The organism is Pseudoroseicyclus sp. H15, from assembly GCF_054353345.1.
This window is the reverse complement of sequence record NZ_JBTHJE010000006.1, coordinates 75,190-92,121: the sequence shown is the minus strand read 5'-3', so window position 1 is coordinate 92,121 and position 16,932 is coordinate 75,190. Positions and strand designations below refer to the sequence as shown.

General features: G+C 70.0%; 17 protein-coding genes. 11 read left to right on the top strand and 6 right to left on the bottom strand.

The annotated features are described in order from the left end of the window. Positions 1–80: 80 nt before the first annotated feature. Positions 81–1,082: a dienelactone hydrolase family protein gene (locus ACXN5S_RS14355; protein ID WP_458606147.1), complete on the top strand. Its 1,002-nt coding sequence runs from the start codon at positions 81–83 to the stop codon at positions 1,080–1,082. Positions 1,083–1,143: 61 nt separating this feature from the next. Here ACXN5S_RS14355 and ACXN5S_RS14350 read toward each other — a convergent pair whose 3' ends face one another. Next, a complete protein-coding gene (locus ACXN5S_RS14350) occupies positions 1,144–1,626 on the bottom strand; it encodes a nuclear transport factor 2 family protein (protein ID WP_458606146.1) in 483 nt (160 codons plus the stop codon). 14 nt (positions 1,627–1,640) lie between these two features. Next, positions 1,641–2,459, bottom strand: coding sequence for an amidohydrolase family protein (locus ACXN5S_RS14345; RefSeq protein ID WP_458606145.1), 819 nt, complete (start codon positions 2,457–2,459; stop codon positions 1,641–1,643). A 235-nt stretch (positions 2,460–2,694) separates the two neighbouring features. Between ACXN5S_RS14345 and ACXN5S_RS14340 the strand changes: the two genes are divergently transcribed. The 10 genes from ACXN5S_RS14340 to ACXN5S_RS14295 all read left to right on the top strand — a co-directional run bounded on the left by ACXN5S_RS14340 (position 2,695) and on the right by ACXN5S_RS14295 (position 11,904). Continuing rightward, positions 2,695–3,903, top strand: a complete 1,209-nt coding sequence (locus ACXN5S_RS14340; RefSeq protein ID WP_458606144.1) for an MFS transporter — start codon at positions 2,695–2,697, stop codon at positions 3,901–3,903. 123 nt (positions 3,904–4,026) lie between these two features. After that, positions 4,027–4,905 (top strand): helix-turn-helix domain-containing protein, encoded by an 879-nt coding sequence (locus ACXN5S_RS14335; protein ID WP_458606143.1) that lies wholly within the window; start codon positions 4,027–4,029, stop codon positions 4,903–4,905. Continuing rightward, the gene (locus tag ACXN5S_RS14330; protein ID WP_458606142.1) at positions 4,902–5,813 is read left to right on the top strand and encodes a beta-keto acid cleavage family enzyme; all 912 of its coding nucleotides are present in this window, start codon (positions 4,902–4,904) and stop codon (positions 5,811–5,813) included. The genes ACXN5S_RS14335 and ACXN5S_RS14330 overlap by 4 nt, the downstream gene beginning before the upstream one ends. Further along, positions 5,810–6,250 carry a PaaI family thioesterase gene (locus tag ACXN5S_RS14325; RefSeq protein ID WP_458606141.1) on the top strand — a complete coding sequence of 147 codons (441 nt, stop codon included), beginning with the start codon at positions 5,810–5,812 and terminating at the stop codon, positions 6,248–6,250. The genes ACXN5S_RS14330 and ACXN5S_RS14325 overlap by 4 nt, the downstream gene beginning before the upstream one ends. Before the next feature lie 106 nt (positions 6,251–6,356). After that, complete coding sequence (locus tag ACXN5S_RS14320) at positions 6,357–7,121, top strand: HpcH/HpaI aldolase family protein (RefSeq protein WP_458606140.1); 765 nt, start codon at positions 6,357–6,359, stop codon at positions 7,119–7,121. 16 nt (positions 7,122–7,137) lie between these two features. Next, the gene (locus ACXN5S_RS14315) at positions 7,138–8,049 is read left to right on the top strand and encodes a hypothetical protein (protein ID WP_458606139.1); all 912 of its coding nucleotides are present in this window, start codon (positions 7,138–7,140) and stop codon (positions 8,047–8,049) included. Then, on the top strand, positions 8,042–8,929 hold the full coding sequence (locus tag ACXN5S_RS14310; RefSeq protein WP_458606138.1) for a DUF6282 family protein: 888 nt from the start codon (positions 8,042–8,044) through the stop codon (positions 8,927–8,929). The genes ACXN5S_RS14315 and ACXN5S_RS14310 overlap by 8 nt, the downstream gene beginning before the upstream one ends. 346 nt (positions 8,930–9,275) lie before the next feature. Beyond that, complete coding sequence (locus ACXN5S_RS14305; protein WP_458606137.1) at positions 9,276–10,040, top strand: hypothetical protein; 765 nt, start codon at positions 9,276–9,278, stop codon at positions 10,038–10,040. Beyond that, positions 10,037–10,549 (top strand): isopentenyl-diphosphate Delta-isomerase, encoded by a 513-nt coding sequence (idi, locus tag ACXN5S_RS14300; protein WP_458606135.1) that lies wholly within the window; start codon positions 10,037–10,039, stop codon positions 10,547–10,549. The genes ACXN5S_RS14305 and idi overlap by 4 nt, the downstream gene beginning before the upstream one ends. Further along, the gene (locus tag ACXN5S_RS14295) at positions 10,546–11,904 is read left to right on the top strand and encodes an aldehyde dehydrogenase family protein (RefSeq protein ID WP_458606133.1); all 1,359 of its coding nucleotides are present in this window, start codon (positions 10,546–10,548) and stop codon (positions 11,902–11,904) included. Before idi ends, ACXN5S_RS14295 begins: the two co-directional genes overlap by 4 nt. On the opposite strand, the gene ACXN5S_RS14290 is transcribed toward ACXN5S_RS14295, so the two are convergent. The 4 genes from ACXN5S_RS14290 to crtI are packed head-to-tail and all read right to left on the bottom strand — an operon-like array spanning position 11,901 to position 16,915. Beyond that, positions 11,901–13,037 (bottom strand): glycosyltransferase family 2 protein, encoded by a 1,137-nt coding sequence (locus ACXN5S_RS14290; protein WP_458606132.1) that lies wholly within the window; start codon positions 13,035–13,037, stop codon positions 11,901–11,903. The two genes, ACXN5S_RS14295 and ACXN5S_RS14290, sit on opposite strands and share 4 nt — an antisense overlap. Next, complete coding sequence (locus ACXN5S_RS14285; protein WP_458606130.1) at positions 13,034–13,831, bottom strand: lysophospholipid acyltransferase family protein; 798 nt, start codon at positions 13,829–13,831, stop codon at positions 13,034–13,036. Before ACXN5S_RS14285 ends, ACXN5S_RS14290 begins: the two co-directional genes overlap by 4 nt. Further along, the gene (locus ACXN5S_RS14280) at positions 13,815–15,344 is read right to left on the bottom strand and encodes a phytoene desaturase family protein (protein ID WP_458606129.1); all 1,530 of its coding nucleotides are present in this window, start codon (positions 15,342–15,344) and stop codon (positions 13,815–13,817) included. The genes ACXN5S_RS14285 and ACXN5S_RS14280 overlap by 17 nt, the downstream gene beginning before the upstream one ends. After that, positions 15,341–16,915, bottom strand: a complete 1,575-nt coding sequence (crtI, locus tag ACXN5S_RS14275; RefSeq protein WP_458606127.1) for a phytoene desaturase family protein — start codon at positions 16,913–16,915, stop codon at positions 15,341–15,343. The genes ACXN5S_RS14280 and crtI overlap by 4 nt, the downstream gene beginning before the upstream one ends. Between the last annotated feature and the right edge of the window lie 17 nt (positions 16,916–16,932).

Sequence of the window (16,932 nt, the reverse complement as noted above, 5' to 3'; positions counted from 1 at the left end):
CATGGCGTCCCGCCGTTCCTAGCCTGCGCAGAGCCCGCCCCGCGGGCCGATCAGCGCCCATGACCCTGCAGGAGAATCCCATGCCCGACGTCACCCGCCGCGATTTTCACGTCAGGACTGTCGATGGCGTCAACATCGCCCTGCGCGAGGTCCGCCCCGCCGACCGTAGCCTCGAGGCGGGCAAGGTGCCGCTCATCCTGCTGCACGGCACACGGGTGCCCGGCCTGTCGGAATTCGATCTCGAGGTGCCCGACGGCTCCTTCGCCCAGTCGCTCGCCGAGCGCGGCCACCCGGCCTATGTGATCGACGCCCGCGGCTTCGGCCGCTCCGACAGGCCGGCGGAGATGGACGAGCCGCCCGTGCCCGGCGCCCGCTCGCTGGTGCGAACGATCGAGATCACGCGCGATCTCGATGCCGCGGCCGATCACATCATCGCCGACCTCGGGGTCGAGAAGGTGGCCTTCTTCGGCTGGGGCGTGGGCGGCACCTGCATCCTGATGTATGCGGCCCTGCACCCCGAGAAGACCTCGCATGTCTTCCCCTATGACGCGATCTATGGCGGCGGCGGCACCTACCGCATGGGGCACGGCTCGAAATGGGAGGACCCGGCCCATCCCGGCCGGTTCAACAAGCCCGTCTTCGGCAATTACGCGCTGAACCACATCGACCTGCTCGAAGAGCACTGGGACAAGCAGGTGCCTATCGACGACAAGGATGCCTGGCGCGACCCTGCGATGGTGGCGGCCTTCAGCAAGGCCCTGCTCGACGGCGACCCCGAGAGCTACACCCACGAACCGCCCGCCTATCGCAGCCCCAACGGGATGCTGGAGGATCTGTTCTACATGGCCTGCGGTAACAAGCTGCTGAACGCCAACCAGGTTTATTGCAAGGTGATGATCGTCAATCCCGAGCTGGATACGATGTGCCAGAACTCCGACATGGAGGCGCTCATCGAAGACCTCGTGAATGCCGAGAGCGTCGTGCACTACAACCCGCCGGGCACCACGCATTACCTGATCCTCGACCGGCCCGAGCGCGGGCGCACCGCGCTTCTGGACGAGATGCAGGCGTTCCTGGCGTAAGGCCGGGACGCCGCCCCGCTTCAGCCGGGCGGGCCTTCCGCGCGTTGTCAGCCGGGCGTTGTCAGCCGGGCGGGCCTTCCGCCCGCAGGCGCTCCAGCTCTGCCTCGGGCATCGCCGTCGTCGGCACGCTGCCCTTCATCAGAAGTTCGAATTCCTTCCGCTTGACCATCCATTGGCCGGCCTGCCGGACGAAGCTCTCGGTCACCTGCGAGATGGCGTTCGGCTCGCTGACCTCCTGCACGCCCTCACCGTCGCGCGCCCAGATCGTCATGATGTAGCGCGCGGTCGCCGTCTCGGGCCCCGTGGGGGTGACGCGCAGGTTGGTCACGATGTGGCGCACGACGCGGGCGCCGCGGCTGACGCGCCAGTCGTAGAAGCCCTTGATCTCGCGCCGGCCCACCATCTCCGTCCGCCCGGCGAACACGCCGTCTTCGGCGAAGAACTCATGGGCGGTGGCACCCCAGTTGGTGTCGACGTCGTGCCAGTAGTCGAGCACGCGCTCGGCGATGGCTGCCTTGCTGGCAGCAGCGTCGAATTGGGTCATGGCCGGCTCCTGGGTTACGCGAAGTAGAGGGCAAGGGGATTGCGCCCGCCAATGCGGCGGCGCAGCTCCGGGTCGAGCACCTGATCGTGGAAATCCTGCAGCGCCCGCGCATAGGTCATCGTTGTCTCATGCGCCGCGAAGGGCCAGTCGCTGGCCCAGACGAGGCGCTCGCCGCCGGTGCGCTCGATCAGCGCCCGCGCGTAATCGATGCCCGAGGCCGGCGGCTTGAAGCGGTAGGCCGCAGAGAGTTTCACCCAGGTGCGGCCGCGGTCGACCGCTTCCAGCAGCGTCTTGAAGGCCGGATCGTCCATGCCGTTCTCGGCCTTCGGCAGCCCCATGTGATCGACCACCGCCGTCGCTCCGGCCTCTTCGATGGCGGCGATCATGCCGGCCATGCGGGCGGGGCGCTCGATGAAATGGACATGCCACCCGAGATCCGCCACGCGGCGCAGAAGCCGCCGGTAGGGGGCCGAGGTGATGTCGGGCGGGTTCTCCTTGACCGACCAGACGAAGCGGATGCCGACGAAGCCGTCAGCGTCCATGCCCTGGAGCTCGGCCTGCGAGATGTCGGGGTCGACCACAGCCGTGGCGCGCAGGCGCCGGTGCTGGCGCAGCGCATCGCGCACATGATCATTGTAAGTGCCGTGCAGCGAGGCCGCGGCCACCACGCCGAACATCACGCCATGCTCATCGAGCGTACGGATCAGCCGGTCGGTGCCGGCATCCTCGGGCGGGCGGTGCCAGGCGTCTTCGGCCAGCGGCAGATCGGTCGTGTAGATATGGAAATGGCTGTCCACCAGCGGCGGCTCTTTCGGCTGGGTCTCGTCTGTCATGGCCGGGCCTGGCGTCCTTCAGGGTAGCGTCCGGGCGCAATGGCCCGTCGCGATGGATGTTGCGCGGCTTCGGACCGCTTCGTCTGCACCCCGGCGCCTGCGTTTCATCGCGCGAAACGCCTTTGCCGAGCGCTGGTCATCGCCGGGCGGCTGGGGCCGGTGGGGGCGAAGGGTCTCACATGCGTCACACCACTCGCCGCCTCGCTCAAGATCACCTGCCACCAGCGGGGGCGCCATGTCTGCGCTGATCTTCGAGGCTTTGCGCGTGCGAAGCTACCGGGTTGTGGCGCTGGGCAATGCCGTCTCGATGCTGGGCGTCTGGATGCAGAAGGTCACCAGCGGCTGGCTCGCCTGGGAGCTGACGCATTCCACGACCTGGCTGGGGCTGGTGACGGCGGCAGACCTTGTGCCGGCGGTGCTGCTCTCGGCCCTCTCCGGCACGCTGGCCGACCGGTTCGACAAGCTGACCCTGATGCGCTTCGCGCAGGCGGCGGCCGTGGCGCAATCGCTGCTGCTGGCGGTGCTGGTGCTGACCGATACGATCACCATCGGCGCACTCTTCGGCTTGTCGCTGGCGCTGGGCGTGGCCAACAGCGTCGACCAGCCCGCGCGTCTGTCGATGCTGCGCGATCTGGTGCCGCCGGTGCTTCTGCCCTCGGCCATCACCTTCAACGCGCTCAGCTTCAACCTCGCGCGCTTCGTCGGGCCCTTGCTCGCCGGCCTGACGCTGTCGGCGGGAGGGGCGGGGCTGAGCTTTCTGGCCGCCGGGCTGGCGCTGGCGCTGTTTCTCGCCGCGCTCCTCTCGATCCGCAGCGAGGCGGTCGGGCCAGAGGCGCAGGCGGGCTCGTTCCTCTCCGGCGCGACAGAGGGCTTTCGCTACCTGCTGCAGAGCCGGCTGCTGCGCGACACGATGCTGGTGCAGGTCACATTCGGCATGACCATCGGCGGGTTGAACCAGGTGCTGCCGGCACTCGCCGACCGGACCTATGGGCGCGGGGTGGATGGCTTCGTCGAGCTGCTGCTGGCCTCGGCCTTCGGCTCCGTCGCCTCGGGCATCACGCTTCTGTCGCTCTCCAGCAAGCGGCTGGCGCTCTTTCCCATCCCCGTCTGCATGCTGCTCTCGGGTGCGGCCCTCTTCGGGCTGGCGGTGGCGCCGAGCTACTGGATGGCGGTCTTGTTGATCTTCGTCGCCGCCTTCGCGATGACGCAGGCGGGCGTGCAGATCCAGTCCACCGTCAACCGCGTCGCCTCGCCGGGAATGCTCGGGCGGGTGATGGGCAGCTACAGCGCCATCGTGCGGGGCGGGCCGGCGCTGGGCGGCTTTCTCCTCGGGCTCTTCGCGACCTGGGTGGCCTTTCCGGCGCTGTTCCTTGTGGCCGCCCTGCTGATGGCCGGCGTCGCACTCCTCAAATGGCGGGCGTTCCCCACCGAACAAAATGGATGACATCGCCGCTCCCACCGTTTCATCTGGTGAAACGAGGGCCGCTCGATGCTCTGCCGGCATCCTGCGTCGCTGCTTTACTGAGCAGCGGGAGAAGGCCCGGAAACGGGCCGAGAGGAGCGAGAAATGACGATAGCCCTGAGCACGGCACAGGCCGAAGCGCCTGTGCCCCAGCCGCCGCTGACACGCGGCGCCACCATGTCTTACGCGCCGGTCGAGGCGGTGCGGCGCGCGCTGATCATCCTGCGCCATCTCAATACGCTGCGCACCGCCAGCGTGGGCGACATCCACCGCGCCAGCGGCATCTGCAAACCCACCATCGTGCGGATGCTCGAGACGCTGATCGCCGAGGGCTACGTGGTGCGCGACACGCTGCAGGGCGGCTATCGCGTGACCTCTCAGGTGACGGCGCTGTCGTCGGGCTTCGATTCCACGCCGCTGCTGATCGAGGCTGCGCGTGACGCCGCCGTCGAGCTCAGCCGCACGTTTAAGTGGCCGGTAAGCATCGCCACGGCGGATGCGGGCGAGATGGAGGTGCAATTCTCCACCAGCTCGATCGTGCCCTATTCCTTCCCGTTCCCTGTGCTGCACACGCGGCTGTCGATCCTCTTCTCGGCCTTCGGGCGCTGCTACTTCGCCTTCTGCGGCAAGGACGAGCGCGAGGCCCTCGTGCGCACCCATGGCCAGAGCTGGCTGCGCGCCGGCCGCACGATGGACATCCGCCGCGCGCTCGACGCGGTCGAGAGTATCCAGGCAGCCGGCTACGCGCTGCCCGATGTCTCGTGGGAGGTGCGGCGCTTTCAGTTCGTCGCGGTGCCCATCATGGACGGCCCGCGCTGCCTGGGCGCGCTGGGCACGGGCTTTTACCGCCGCGCCATCCCGGCCAGCGAGATCGAAGAGCGCATCGTGGGGCCGGTCGCCGAGGCGGCCCGCGCCATCAGCGCCGAAGTCACCCGCGTGCGCGGCACCATCCTCGCAGCATCGCAGAAGGAAAAAGCGACATGAGCTCCAGCGGCAAGAGAAAGGTCATCGTGACCTGCGCGGTGACCGGCGGCGGCGAGATCGGGCCGAACAGCCGCTACGTGCCGATCACCCCCGCCCAGATCGCGGACGAGGCGATTGCCGCGGCAAAGGCAGGCGCAGCCTCGGTGCATATCCACGTGCGCGACCCCGAGACGGGCAAGACGAGCATGGAGCAGGCGCTCTACGCCGAGGTCGTCTCGCGCATCCGCGACAGCGGGCAGGACGTGCTCATCAACCTCACCACCGGTGTCGGCGCGCGCTACGAGCCCGGGCTGGAGCCGGGCGCGCCGCCGATCACTTCGGTGATGTCGCCGGACGAGCGGGTGCGCCACGTGGTGAACCTCCGGCCGGAGATCTGCACGCTCGACGTTGCCACCATGAGCTTCGGGCCCAACACCATCGTCAACACGCCGGCGCATCTGCGCGCCATGGGCCAGGCGATCCGCGAGGCCGGCGTGAAGCCGGAGCTGGAGGTCTTCGACCTCGGCCATGCCGAACTGGCGGCCCGGATGGTGGCCAAGGGCGAGCTGCCGGCGCCGCCCTTCTACCAGTTCGTACTGGGCATCCCCGGCGGGGCGCCGGCCACACCGCAGGGCATGATCATGATGCGCTCGATGCTGCCGGAGGATGCCATCTGGTCGGCCTTCGGCATTGGCCGGGCGCAGATGCCGATGGTGGCGCAATCGGTGATCCTCGGTGGTCATTGCCGCGTGGGGCTGGAGGATAACCTCTATCTCGAACGCGGCGTGCTGGCAGAGGGGAACGCCCCGCTGGTCGAGCGCGCCGCCACGATCATCCGCTCGCTCGGCTGCGATCTTGCGACCCCCGCCGAGGCCCGTGACATGCTCTCCATCGACGCCGCGCAGGCCGGCGCGCTGGAGCCGGCATGAGCTACCCCGAACGCGATTTCGACCCGGCCGAGCATGGCTGGACCCTGCGGATGGCAGCGCGCTTCCCGGCCAACCTCGGCCCGGTGTGGGAGAGGATCGGCCCGGACGGGCCTGCCGTAGGGCTGTTCTGTTCGCCTGAACATGAGAATAGCTCCGGCGTCATGCACGGCGGCATGATCTCCACGCTCGCCGATATGGGGCTGGGCTTCATGGTGCGGCACCAGCGTGGGGCAGAAGGGCGGTCTGTCACCGTTCAGCTCAACGTCAGCTTCTCCGGCGCCGTGCCGATGGGCGCCTTTGTCTACAGTCGGGCAGAGGTGAGCCGCGCCACGCGCAGCATGACCTTCATCTCAGGCGAGCTGATCGTGGGGGACCAGACCGTCGCCATGATGCAGGGCGTCTTCAAGCTGCTGAAGCCGGCTGCCCCCACCGGCTAGGCCGCCCCCGGGTTTCAGGCAGCGAAACGGGGCCATCGCCCGCTTCGCTGCCACCCCCCAAGCTGCCATCGTCACCCGGCCAGCGACACGCTGGCGGAGGGGCCAGATGACCACAGATTTCGCAACAAAGTTCCGGGCGGGCGAGCCGCTCCTTGGCACCTTCGTCAAGACGCCGACCTCGCATAATTGCGAGATCCTCGGCGCCGCCGGCTTCGACTTCGCCATCATCGATCAGGAACACGCCCCCATCGGCCGCGTCGCCCTCGATCAGATGCTGCTCGGCTGCCGCGTCTCGGGCCTGGCCGGACTGGTGCGCGTGCCGTCGCCCGAGCCCTCGGCCCTGCAATCGGCTCTCGATTGCGGCGCGGCCGGTGTGCTGGTGCCGCATGTCTCCACCCCCGAGCGCGCCCGCGCGCTGGTTGCCGGGGCGCGGTATCGCGGCGGCGAGCGGGGCTTTTCCAACACCAACAGGGCGGGCGCCTACGGCGGCACCGGCATGGCCGATCATATCGCCGCGCAGGATTCCGGCGTGCTGACCCTCGCCATGATCGAGGATGCCTCCGCCATCGACGTGATCGACGACATCCTCGCCGTGCCGGGGCTCGACGGCATCTTCATCGGGCAGGGCGACCTCACCGTCTCGCTGGGCGCGCCGAACAGCGCCGCCCCCGAGGTGCGCTCGGCGGTCGACAAGGTGCTGGCCGCCGCGAAATCCGCCGGCTGCCCGGTGGCCATCATGGTGCGCGATGCCGCCGGGGCCGAGGCGCTGATCCCCAGGGGAGCCAGCGCCTTCGTCATCTCGAACGATCAGGGGCTGATGCGCTCTGCCGCGCTCAATCTCGCGGCCGATTTCCAGCCCCTGCGCCCCTAGCCCCCCCGGAGGACCCATGTTCCCAGCCAACGATCCGCGCGCCAGCCTCGCCCCCGCCGGGGCCGCGCCCAAGGCCGTGTCCACCAAGGCGGCCAGCTACGCCCGCTTCTACGCCGAGCCTCCTCAGGAGAGCTCGCCCCAGGGCGATACGTGGTATGCGCGGGGCCAGAACCTCGTGGTGGCCTACACGGCCGGGAAGGCCGGGCTGGTTCTCGCCCGCTCCCAGCAATGCGATGAATACGCATTGCTATCGCCGGAGCTGGGCGGGGCACAGCTGCTGATCGAAGCGGGCGGAGAGGAGGCCTGCATCGGCCCCGAGACCGTCGCCTTCGTGCCCCCCGGCGAGAGCACGGTGACGCTGCTGACCGATGGCATCGTCGTGCGCATGATCACCACGCAGAACCCCGACGTCGCGGCCAAATGCAGCAACGCCTCCCATTACGACGAGCCGGATGCCAACGTCGCCCCCTTCGCACCGTGGCCCGCGCCGCCCGGGCCGCCGCGCATCCGGACCTACAGCACAGACGTGCCCGATGAGTCGGGGCGTTTCGGACGGCTGTTCCGCGGTTCGACCGTCATGGTCAACATCTTCAAATCGGCGCAGCCGCGCGACACCACGCGCCTCTCGCCGCATCACCACGCCGATTTCGAGCAATATTCGCTCTGCCTCGCCGGCAATTACATCCACTACCTGCGCTATCCCTGGACAACCAATCTCGCCGATTGGCGCCCCGACGAGGCGGAGGATTGCGGTGCGCCCTCGGTCGCGGTGATCCCGCCGCCGGCGATCCATACCTCGCAAAGCATGAACCCCGCGGGCAACATGCTCGTCGATATCTTCTGCCCGCCGCGCTTCGATCTGGCCGCCAAGCCCGGCTGGGTTCTCAATGCCGATGACTATCCCGCCCCGGAGACGCCCGATGCCTGATCGCGACGCCCAGATCGCCGAGCTCCTGCGCGGAGCGGTCGACCTTCATTGCCACTCCGGCCCCTCGGCCTTCCCCCGCTCGCTCGATCATGCCGAGGCGTTCGCGCAGGCCGAGGCCGCGGGCTTCCGGGCCTTCGTGACCAAGGATCACTTCTACCCCGGCATGGCGCATGCGGCCCTCCTGCAGACGCTGAACCCCGAGGCGCAGGTGCGCGCCTATTCCGGCGTCGTGCTCAACAACGCCATGGGCGGCATCAACCCCTTCGCGGTCGATCACGTCGTCAAGCTCGGCGGCAAGATCGTCTGGATGCCCACCTTCTCGGCCGCCAACCATATCGAGCAATCGAAGACCTCGCTGAAGAACTACCCCAAGAGCGACACGCCCCGGCTGGAGCAGACGCCGCTCTCGGTGCTGGGCGAGGACGGCAAACTGACCGAGGCGGCGCAGCAGGTGCTCGACATCATCGCCGACGGGGACATCATCCTCGCCAGCGGCCATCTGCATGTCTCGGAGCTGATGGTGCTCTATCCCGAGGCGAAGCGTCGCGGCGTGCGCAAGATGCTGGTGAACCACCCCAGTTACATCATCGGCTGCAGCGAAGACGACATGCGCGAGCTGGCGAAGATAGGCGTGTTCATGGAGCACGCCGTCTGCACCATGATCGATTGCCGGGCCCGCAAGAAGCCGCCGGAATTCTATACGGGCCTCATTCGCGCGGTGGGGGTGGAGCAGTCCTTCCTCGGCTCCGACCTCGGGCTGGTGGGCATGCCGCAACCGGTGGAGGGCTTCCGCGAGGTGATCGGCATTCTGCTGGATGACGGTTTTTCGGAATCCGAGATCCGGCAGCTCACCGGTGATGGGGCGGCGTCGCTGCTCTAGGGCGGGGCCTCTCGGAATGTGTGCGCCCGGTGTTGGGTGACAGGGTCTGAGCGGTGGGGGTCCGGCCCGGGCGCGGTTGCGGAGTGCCCAGCCAACGGGATGAATTCGCGGTCGACCTCCGTTTCTGGAAACGACCCTCCCGAGGCGACCCCGACGCCCGCCGGGACGGGCGCGCGCTCGCGCGGCGGCCTGACGGCTTTGATACCGCGAGGGGGAAAGAGCGGCATGGATGGTGCCACCGCGGGATCGCCCGTCACAGCACTTATTCCGCGCCGCCGCCACAGGCAGCGCCCCGCCACAAGCATTGTCCCGTGACATCAGGCCCGAAGCCCCTATCTTCGCTGTCATGCCGAAACCGAACCCCACGCGCAGACCCGCCACCCAGCTCGGGCGGGCCGTGGCGCTCGCGATCTGGCTCTCGGCGGCCGGCGTCATCCTGCGGGGCCTTGTCACCGGCGAGACGCTGCTCTTCGTCGGCGGGGCCGGAGCGGTGGCGCTCGCGCTGCTGCTGCCCGGCTACACCCGCATCTCCGGCATCGCGGTGCCGCCCGGGCTGACGAGCGGCGTGCTGGGCTTCTCGCTCGCCGCTTTCGTGCTCGGCGAATATGCCGGCGGCTACACCGCCACCTTCTGGTGGGACATCGCCCTGCACCTCGTCTCCTCCGCCGTTCTCGCGCTCGTCGGCATGGCGCTCGTCCTGCTCAATACCGAAGGCGCGCCGCCCCGCACCGGCCTCTGGATCGGCGGCACGCTCGCCGTGGGCTTCGCTGCCATGGTGGGCGGCGCATGGGAGCTTCTTGAGTTCTCCATCGACGCGATCTTCGGCACCAATGCGCAGCGCTCCGGCCTGCCCGACACCATGGGCGACGTGGCGACCAACCTGGTCGGCGCCACCTACGGCGCCCTCGCGGGGGCGCTCGTCCTCCGCCGCGGCTTCCGCCTGCCGCTGTCGGGGCTGCTGGTGGCGTTCTGCGAGCGCAATCCGGTGATCTACGGCGCCTGGCCGGGCGTACCCTTCAAGACAGCCGGCGCCAGACAGCCCGGCGCCAAGACAGATCCCGCCCGGCCCGATGCGGCCCGGGCGGACTCGGCCCTGATGGAGACGACGTGAACCAGATGATCCCCGCCTGGCGAGACGGTACGCTTGAGCCCGTCGAGAAACTGCGTGTGCATGAAGAGGGGCTGCGGCACCTCGCGATCTCCGTCTTCGTGGGCCGCGGAGACGAGACGCTTCTGCAGCGCCGCGCCGAGGGCAAATACCACACGCCGGGCCTCTGGGCGAATGCCTGCTGCACCCATCCGCGCTGGGGCGAGGCGCCCGAGGACTGTGCCCGACGCCGCCTCGGCGAGGAGCTGGGCCTCACCTCCGGCCCGCTCCGCCACCGGGGGCAGGTGACCTACCGGGCCGATGTGGGCGGCGGGCTTACTGAGCATGAGGTGGTGGAGATCTTCACCACCGAGATGCCCGGCGCCACGCCCCGGCCCGACCCGAACGAAGTCGCCGAGACGCGGTGGGTCTCGTGGGAGGCGCTGGAGCGGGAGATCGCGGCGGCGCCGGAGCGCTTCGTGCCCTGGCTGCGCATCTACCTCGCCGAACATCGCGGGCTGCTGACGGGATGAGCGGGCCGCTGGACGAGGCGCTGCAGGCGCTGGGCGGCTACCGGCCCGCGCCTTCCCGTGCCGAACGCGACGCGCATCTGGCGGCGCTGGCCCGCGAGGTGAAGGCGGCGGCGGAGGAGATCGCGGCCACGGTCAGCGAAGATTTCGGCCACCGGCCGCGCCCCGAGACGCTGCTGACCGAGGTGGCCATGGTGCTGCAATCGGCCCGCCACGCGCGGCGCAACCTGCGCCGCTGGATGCGCCCGCTGCGCCCGCCGCTGCCGGTGCATCTGTGGCCCTCCCGCGCGCGGGTGGTGCGCGAGCCCCTGGGCCTCGTCGGCATCCATGCGCCGTGGAACTACCCCGTGCAGCTCGCGCTCATCCCACTGGTCGCCGCGCTCGCCGGCGGCAACCGGGTGATCCTGCACCCGTCGGAACATGTGCCGCGCACGGCGGCGCTCTTGAAGCGGCTGGTGGAGGCCGCGGTGCCGGACCGGGCGCGCGTGGTGACGGGCGGGCCGGAGGTGGCGCAGGCGCTTTCCGCCGCGCCGCTCGACGGGCTGTTCTTCACGGGCTCGACGGGCACGGGCCGCAAGGTCATGGCGGCGGCGGCGGAGCACCTCGTGCCGGTGGTGCTGGAGCTCGGCGGCAAGTCCCCCGCGCTGGTGCTGGCGGATGCCGACCTCACCGAGACCGCCCGCTCGATCATCGCGGGCAAGCTGCTCAACGCCGGGCAGACCTGCATCGCGCCCGATTACGTGCTGGTGCCGCGCGCCCGGATGGCGCCGCTCTTGGCCGCGCTGAAAGCGGCGACGGCGGAACTCTACCCCGACCCATTAGGCAACGATTACGCCGCCATTCTGCGCGAGGCCGACAGGGCGCGGCTGACGGCCATGCTGGAAGGTGCCGAGGCGGTGCCGCTGATGGCCACCGCCCCGCAGGCGCCGAAGCTCGGCGCCCATGCGCTGCTGGACCCGCCGGCGGGTCACCCGAGCTTGAGCGAGGAGATCTTTGGCCCCATCCTACCGCTCGTGCCCTATGACAGCGCCGAGGCCGCGCGCGCCTATGTCAACGACCGGTCGACGCCGCTGGCGCTCTATGTCTACGGGGGCGACCGGCGGGCGGCGATGGACGAGGTACGCGCGATCCGCTCCGGCGGGGCGATGATCAACGAGGCGGTCCAGCATGTCGCCGTGCAATCGCTGCCCTTCGGCGGGGCCGGCGCCTCGGGCCTTGGCGCCTATCATGGCGATGAGGGGTTCCGGGCGCTGACGCAGGCCCGCAGCATCGTCACCGCGCGCCCCTCGCTCGCCCGCATGGTCCGCCCGCCCTATGGCAAGACGATGGAGGGCATCCTCGCCTCGCTGATGCGCTAGGCGTCGGGGCCCGCCGGGCCGTAGCTGCGCCCCCGCCACTCCGTCTGCCCGCCGCGCCGGGCGGAGACGAGGGCGGAGACCTGGATCGCCAGCACCACCAGCACCCCGAGCGGGTGCAGCAGAACCGACAGCCACGATTGCCCCAGCCGCACCGCCATCGCGGCGCGGGCGGCATAGACGAGCGCGACGCCGAGGGCGGAGAGCCCCGCGGACCACGGCGCGCCCGCGATCAGCGCGGCGAGCAGCGTTAGCAGCGGCAGGACATGGCCGCCGAAGAGCAGCGTGGTCCATACGGGCAGGGCGCGGGGCGTGGCCATGCCCTCGGTCGCGTTCTTGGAAAAGCCGCGCCAGATGTCGCCGGGCGTGTCGTACATACGGCAGGTGGCCAGCGGCGTGGCATCGGTGAGGTCCGACAGGAAGCCCGCCTTGCGCACATTGCGCGGGATGAGCAGGCCGTCATGCATTCGGCCGGCGAAGGCTTCGTGCCCGCCCGCGGCGTCATAGGCCGCGCGCCGCACGGCCATGAGCTGCCCGCAGCCGGCGCCGAAGGAGGGCTCGGGCGAGCGGCGCGCCACGGGCAGGGGCAGGTAGCCCAGCAGCGTGGTGAAGATCTGCGGGATGACGATCTTCTCCGCCAGAGTGCCGGTGATCTGGCGGGGAAAGCCGGAGAGGCAGGCGAGGCCCGCGCGCTCCATCTGGCCCGCGAGCCGGGCGGCGGCATCGGGGGCGAGGCGCACATCGGCATCGACGAAGAGGAGGATCGGGTGCCGCGCGGCCTGCCCGAGTTGCCAGCAGGCGTGGGTCTTGCCGATCCAGCCGTCCGGCATCGGCGCGCCCACGATGAGCCGCACCCGCGGGTCGGCAGCGGCGCGTGCGGCGACGATTTCGCCCGTGCCATCGGTCGAGCCATCGTCCAGAACGACCACCTCGATCTCCACGCCCTCCTGCGCGAGGGCCCTGTCGAGCGCGGCGGAGATGTTCTCCGCCTCGTCGCGGGCGGGGATCAGCAGCGAGACGGCGGGCAGGGGGCCCTCCGCCGGCGCGGGGGGCTGCAGCACGCGCAGGTTGGCGAAGACCATGCCGGCAAAGAGCGCGGCGAGGGCGAGGCCGATCAGGCTGAGCGCGAGGATCACCGCTCCGCCTCCGGCGCATGGTCGGGCGAGAAGCGCTCGCCCCTCAGCGCCGCGCGGCCCCGCTGCCAGAGCCCGTAGAGGCCGCCGGTGCCGCGCGCGCCGCCGATGAGCGTCTCGAACGGCGCCGGGTCGCGGGCGATGGCCAGCGCCGCCAGCGCGTCGGCGGTCTCCGTCAGCGCGGCTTCCATGCGGGGGGCGAGGCTGTCGGGGCGCTCGCCGGGGGTGGCCTCGAGGGGGGCACCGAAGCGCACGAGTGCCTCGGGCTTCTTCTCCGACCAGAAGGGATATTCGATGGCCATCGGCAGCGCGATCAGCCCCGGCCCCCGCGCCATCAGATGCGCCGCGCCGGGGCGGAGCGCGAGCGGGCGCTCCCTGACATCGGCGAAGCGGCCCTGCGCGGTGATCCAGAGGATGCGGTCGGGCTTGGCCACGATGCCCCGCGCCTGGGCGAGGAACTCCGCCGCGCCGCGCCGGCTGTCCTGCGCCACGCCGAAGAGGCCGATGCGCGCCATGAAGGGGTAGCGCTCCAGCATCGCGCTGTCGATCGGGCCGAAGCCGATGCGGCCGGGGAAGAGCGCGCCCTGCAGCGCGATGAACAGCGCCGGGTCCCACCACGAGGGATGGTTGGCGTAGATCATCACCGGGCGCCCCTCCGGCAGCTCCGGCAGGCCGGGCCGGGCGAGCCGCACCGCGCGGAAGTTGCCCGCCAGCTGGCGCCGCATCACCCGCATGAAGAAGCGGACGGCGTGCTCCGAGCGCAGCGCCTCGGGGCCGGCGTTACTCCGCGGCGACATCCGGCTTCCGCGTCTCGCCGCCGGCATCCTGATCGAGCGTATCCGCGGCGATCCAGCCCGACATCAGCGCCATGGGCATCCCCGGCCCCGGATGGGCGGAGCCGCCGGCGAGGTAGAGCCCCGGCACCTGCCGCGAGCGGTTGCCCGGCTTGAAGGCGCCCAGCACCTTGCCGTGGCTGGCAAGGCCGTAGATGGCGCCGTTGAGCACGCGGTAGCGGTCGTGGATGTCCTGCGGGGTGAGCGTGCGCTCGACCTCGATGCGCTCCTCGATATCCTCCATCCCCGCCGTGCGCCCCAGCTTGTCGAGGATGGTCTGCCGGTAGCCGGGCAGCATCTGCGACCAGTCCTGCCCCTCGCGGAGGTAGGGCGTGTGCACGAGCACGTAGAGCGCCTCGCCGCCCTCGGGCGCCACGCCCGGCTCTGTCCGCGCGGGCGCGGCGAGATAGGCGGTGGGGTCGGGCGCGGGGATGCCCCGGTCGTAGATCGCGTTGAACTCCTCCTCGGGGTCGCGGGAGAAGACGAAATTGTGGTGCGCGATGTGATCGTAGGCCTTTTTCAGGCCGAGATAGAGCACCACGCCCGAGCAGGCGGCCTCGCGTTTGCGGGACTTGCGGAACTGCTCCCACACCTCGCCGCCGACCAGCTCGCGGTAGGTGCGCACGCTGTCCATGTTGGAGACGACGCGGTCCACCGCGACGCGCTCACCGGCTTCCGTCACCACGGCGCTGGCGCGGCCCTTCTCCAGCTCGATCTTCGAGATGCCGCAGCCGGTGCGGATCTCGACGCCCAGCTCTCCGGCCAGCTTCTCCAGCGCCACGGGCACGGCGCGGGTGCCGCCCATCGGGTACCAGACGCCTTCGCCCTGCTGCATCTGCGCGATGCCGCAAAGGACGGCGGGCGAGGCGAGGGGGGAGGAGCCGACATACTGGATGAAATGCTCCAGCATCTGCGTGACGCGCTTGTCGCGCACGTTGCGCTTGATCTCGCCGGCGACGGTGCGGTGCATCCGAAGGGCAAGCACGTCCGAAAGGGTGGAGAGGCTCATGTTGGCCTTCATGTCCATCGTGTCGCGCAGATCCTCGACCGATTTCCAGAAGAAGAACTTGTCGGACACGTCGGAGAGGCGGCGCGCGACGGCCATGAACTTCTCGAAGCCCTCCTTGTCCTGCGGCGAGAGCTTGGCGATCTCCTCGCCCGCCAGCTTGGGGTCGTCGCGCAGGTCAAGCACCGAGCCGTCGTCGTAGAAGCAGCGCCACTGCGGGTCGAGCCGGCGGAGGTCGAGCTCGGCGTGCAGGTCGCGCCCGGCCTCGCCGAAGATGCGCTCCAAGACGCGGGGCATGGTCAGGATGGTCGGCCCCATGTCGAAGCGGTAGCCGCCTTCCTCCAGCACCGCGGCCTTGCCGCCGAGCCAGTCGTTCTTCTCGAAGAGGATGACCTTGTGGCCCCGCGCGGCCAGGGTGCAGGCCGAGGCGAGCCCGCCGAGGCCGCCCCCGATAACTGCTGTCACGCTCATTCGGCAGCCTCCTTCGGCATTCTGGTGGTCAGCTCGTCCGTTCCGGCGAGGTGAAGGTCTTCGGCGCAGAGCCGGCTGGCGATGCGCGCGCTCTCGAAGATGGTCGGCAGGCCCGAGCCCGGGTGCGTGCCGCCGCCCGTCAGGTACACGCCGTCGATATCCTCGAACCGGTTGCGCGGGCGGAAGTTGAGCATCTGCCCGAGGTTATGCGCAAGGTTGAAGGTGGCGCCCTCGTAGACGGCCATCTTCGATTGCCAGTCGTCGGGGGTGAACATCACCTCCGTGCGGATATCGGGGCGGATGTCGCGGCCCGCGAGCTTGCTCACCCGGTTCAGCATCTTCTCGCGGAAGGCGGGGGCGATGGCCTGCCAGTCCACCCCGCCGGTGAGGTTCCCCACCGGGGCCAGCACGTAGAGCGCCGAATGCCCCTCGGGGGCGAGCGTCGGGTCGGTCGCGCTGCCGTTCTGGATGTAGATCGTCGGGTCCTCGGGGGCCTGGCCCGCGTCGATCTCCTCGACGTTGCGGGCGTAGTCGCCCGAGAAGGCGATGGTGTGGTGGGCCATGTCCGGCAGGCTCCCCTCGATGCCGAGGTAGAGCATGAAGGTCGAGCAGGAGTAGCTCTTGGCGGCGAGCTTCTTGTCCGTCCACTTCTTGCGGGCGCTGTCGGGGACGAGCGTCGTCATCGCATGGGCGAAATCGGCGTTCATCACCACCGCGTCGGCGTCGTACTGCCCCTGCGCCGTCAGCGCGCCGGTGGCGCGGCGCCCGTCGAGCACCAGGCGCTCCACCGGCTCGCTGAGGCGGATGTCGACGCCCATCTCCCCTGCGACGCGCGCCATCGCGGCGGTGATCGCATTGCAGCCGCCCCGCGGATGCCAGACGCCAAAGCCGTACTCGATATGCGCGATGATCGTGTAGAGCGACGGGCACTTGAACGGCGACATGCCGAGGTACTTGCTCTGGAAGGAGAAGGCGACGCGCACATCGGGGTGCTGGAACCAGCGGTTGAGCTCCGTATCCACCGTCGCCCAGGGGCGCAGCTTGGGCAGGGCGCGCAGCATGTCGGGGCGCACCAGATCGGCGGGGGAGAGGAAGGGCCGCTGCAGGATCGGGCGGAAGGCATCGAACTTGCGGCGGTTCTCTTCCAGGTAGGCCGGCACCTTCTCGGCATCGGCCGCATCGATCCGGGCGACCTGCTCGACGAGGCGCTCGACATCGGCGGTGGCATCGATGCGGCGGCCGTCTTCGAACTGCAGCCGGTACATCGGATCGAGCCGGATGAGATCCACTTCGGCATCGAAATCGTATCCGCAGGCAGAGAAGATCTCGCGAGGGATCTCGGGATAGAGAAAGAAAGTCGGCCCGATGTCGAAGGTGAATCCGTCACGCCTGATCGCCCCCGTCCGGCCGCCGGGCGCGGCCTCCTTCTCGAGCAGGGTCACCTCGGCGCCGGCGGCCCGCAGCAGCATCGCCGAGGCCAGCCCGCCGGGCCCGGCCCCTATGACAAGCACGCGCTTCGGGGCGCGGGTGGGGCGGGGGCGGTCGAGGGGCGCAGGCGAGCCGTCTTTCATGTCCGTCGTTCCTGCCC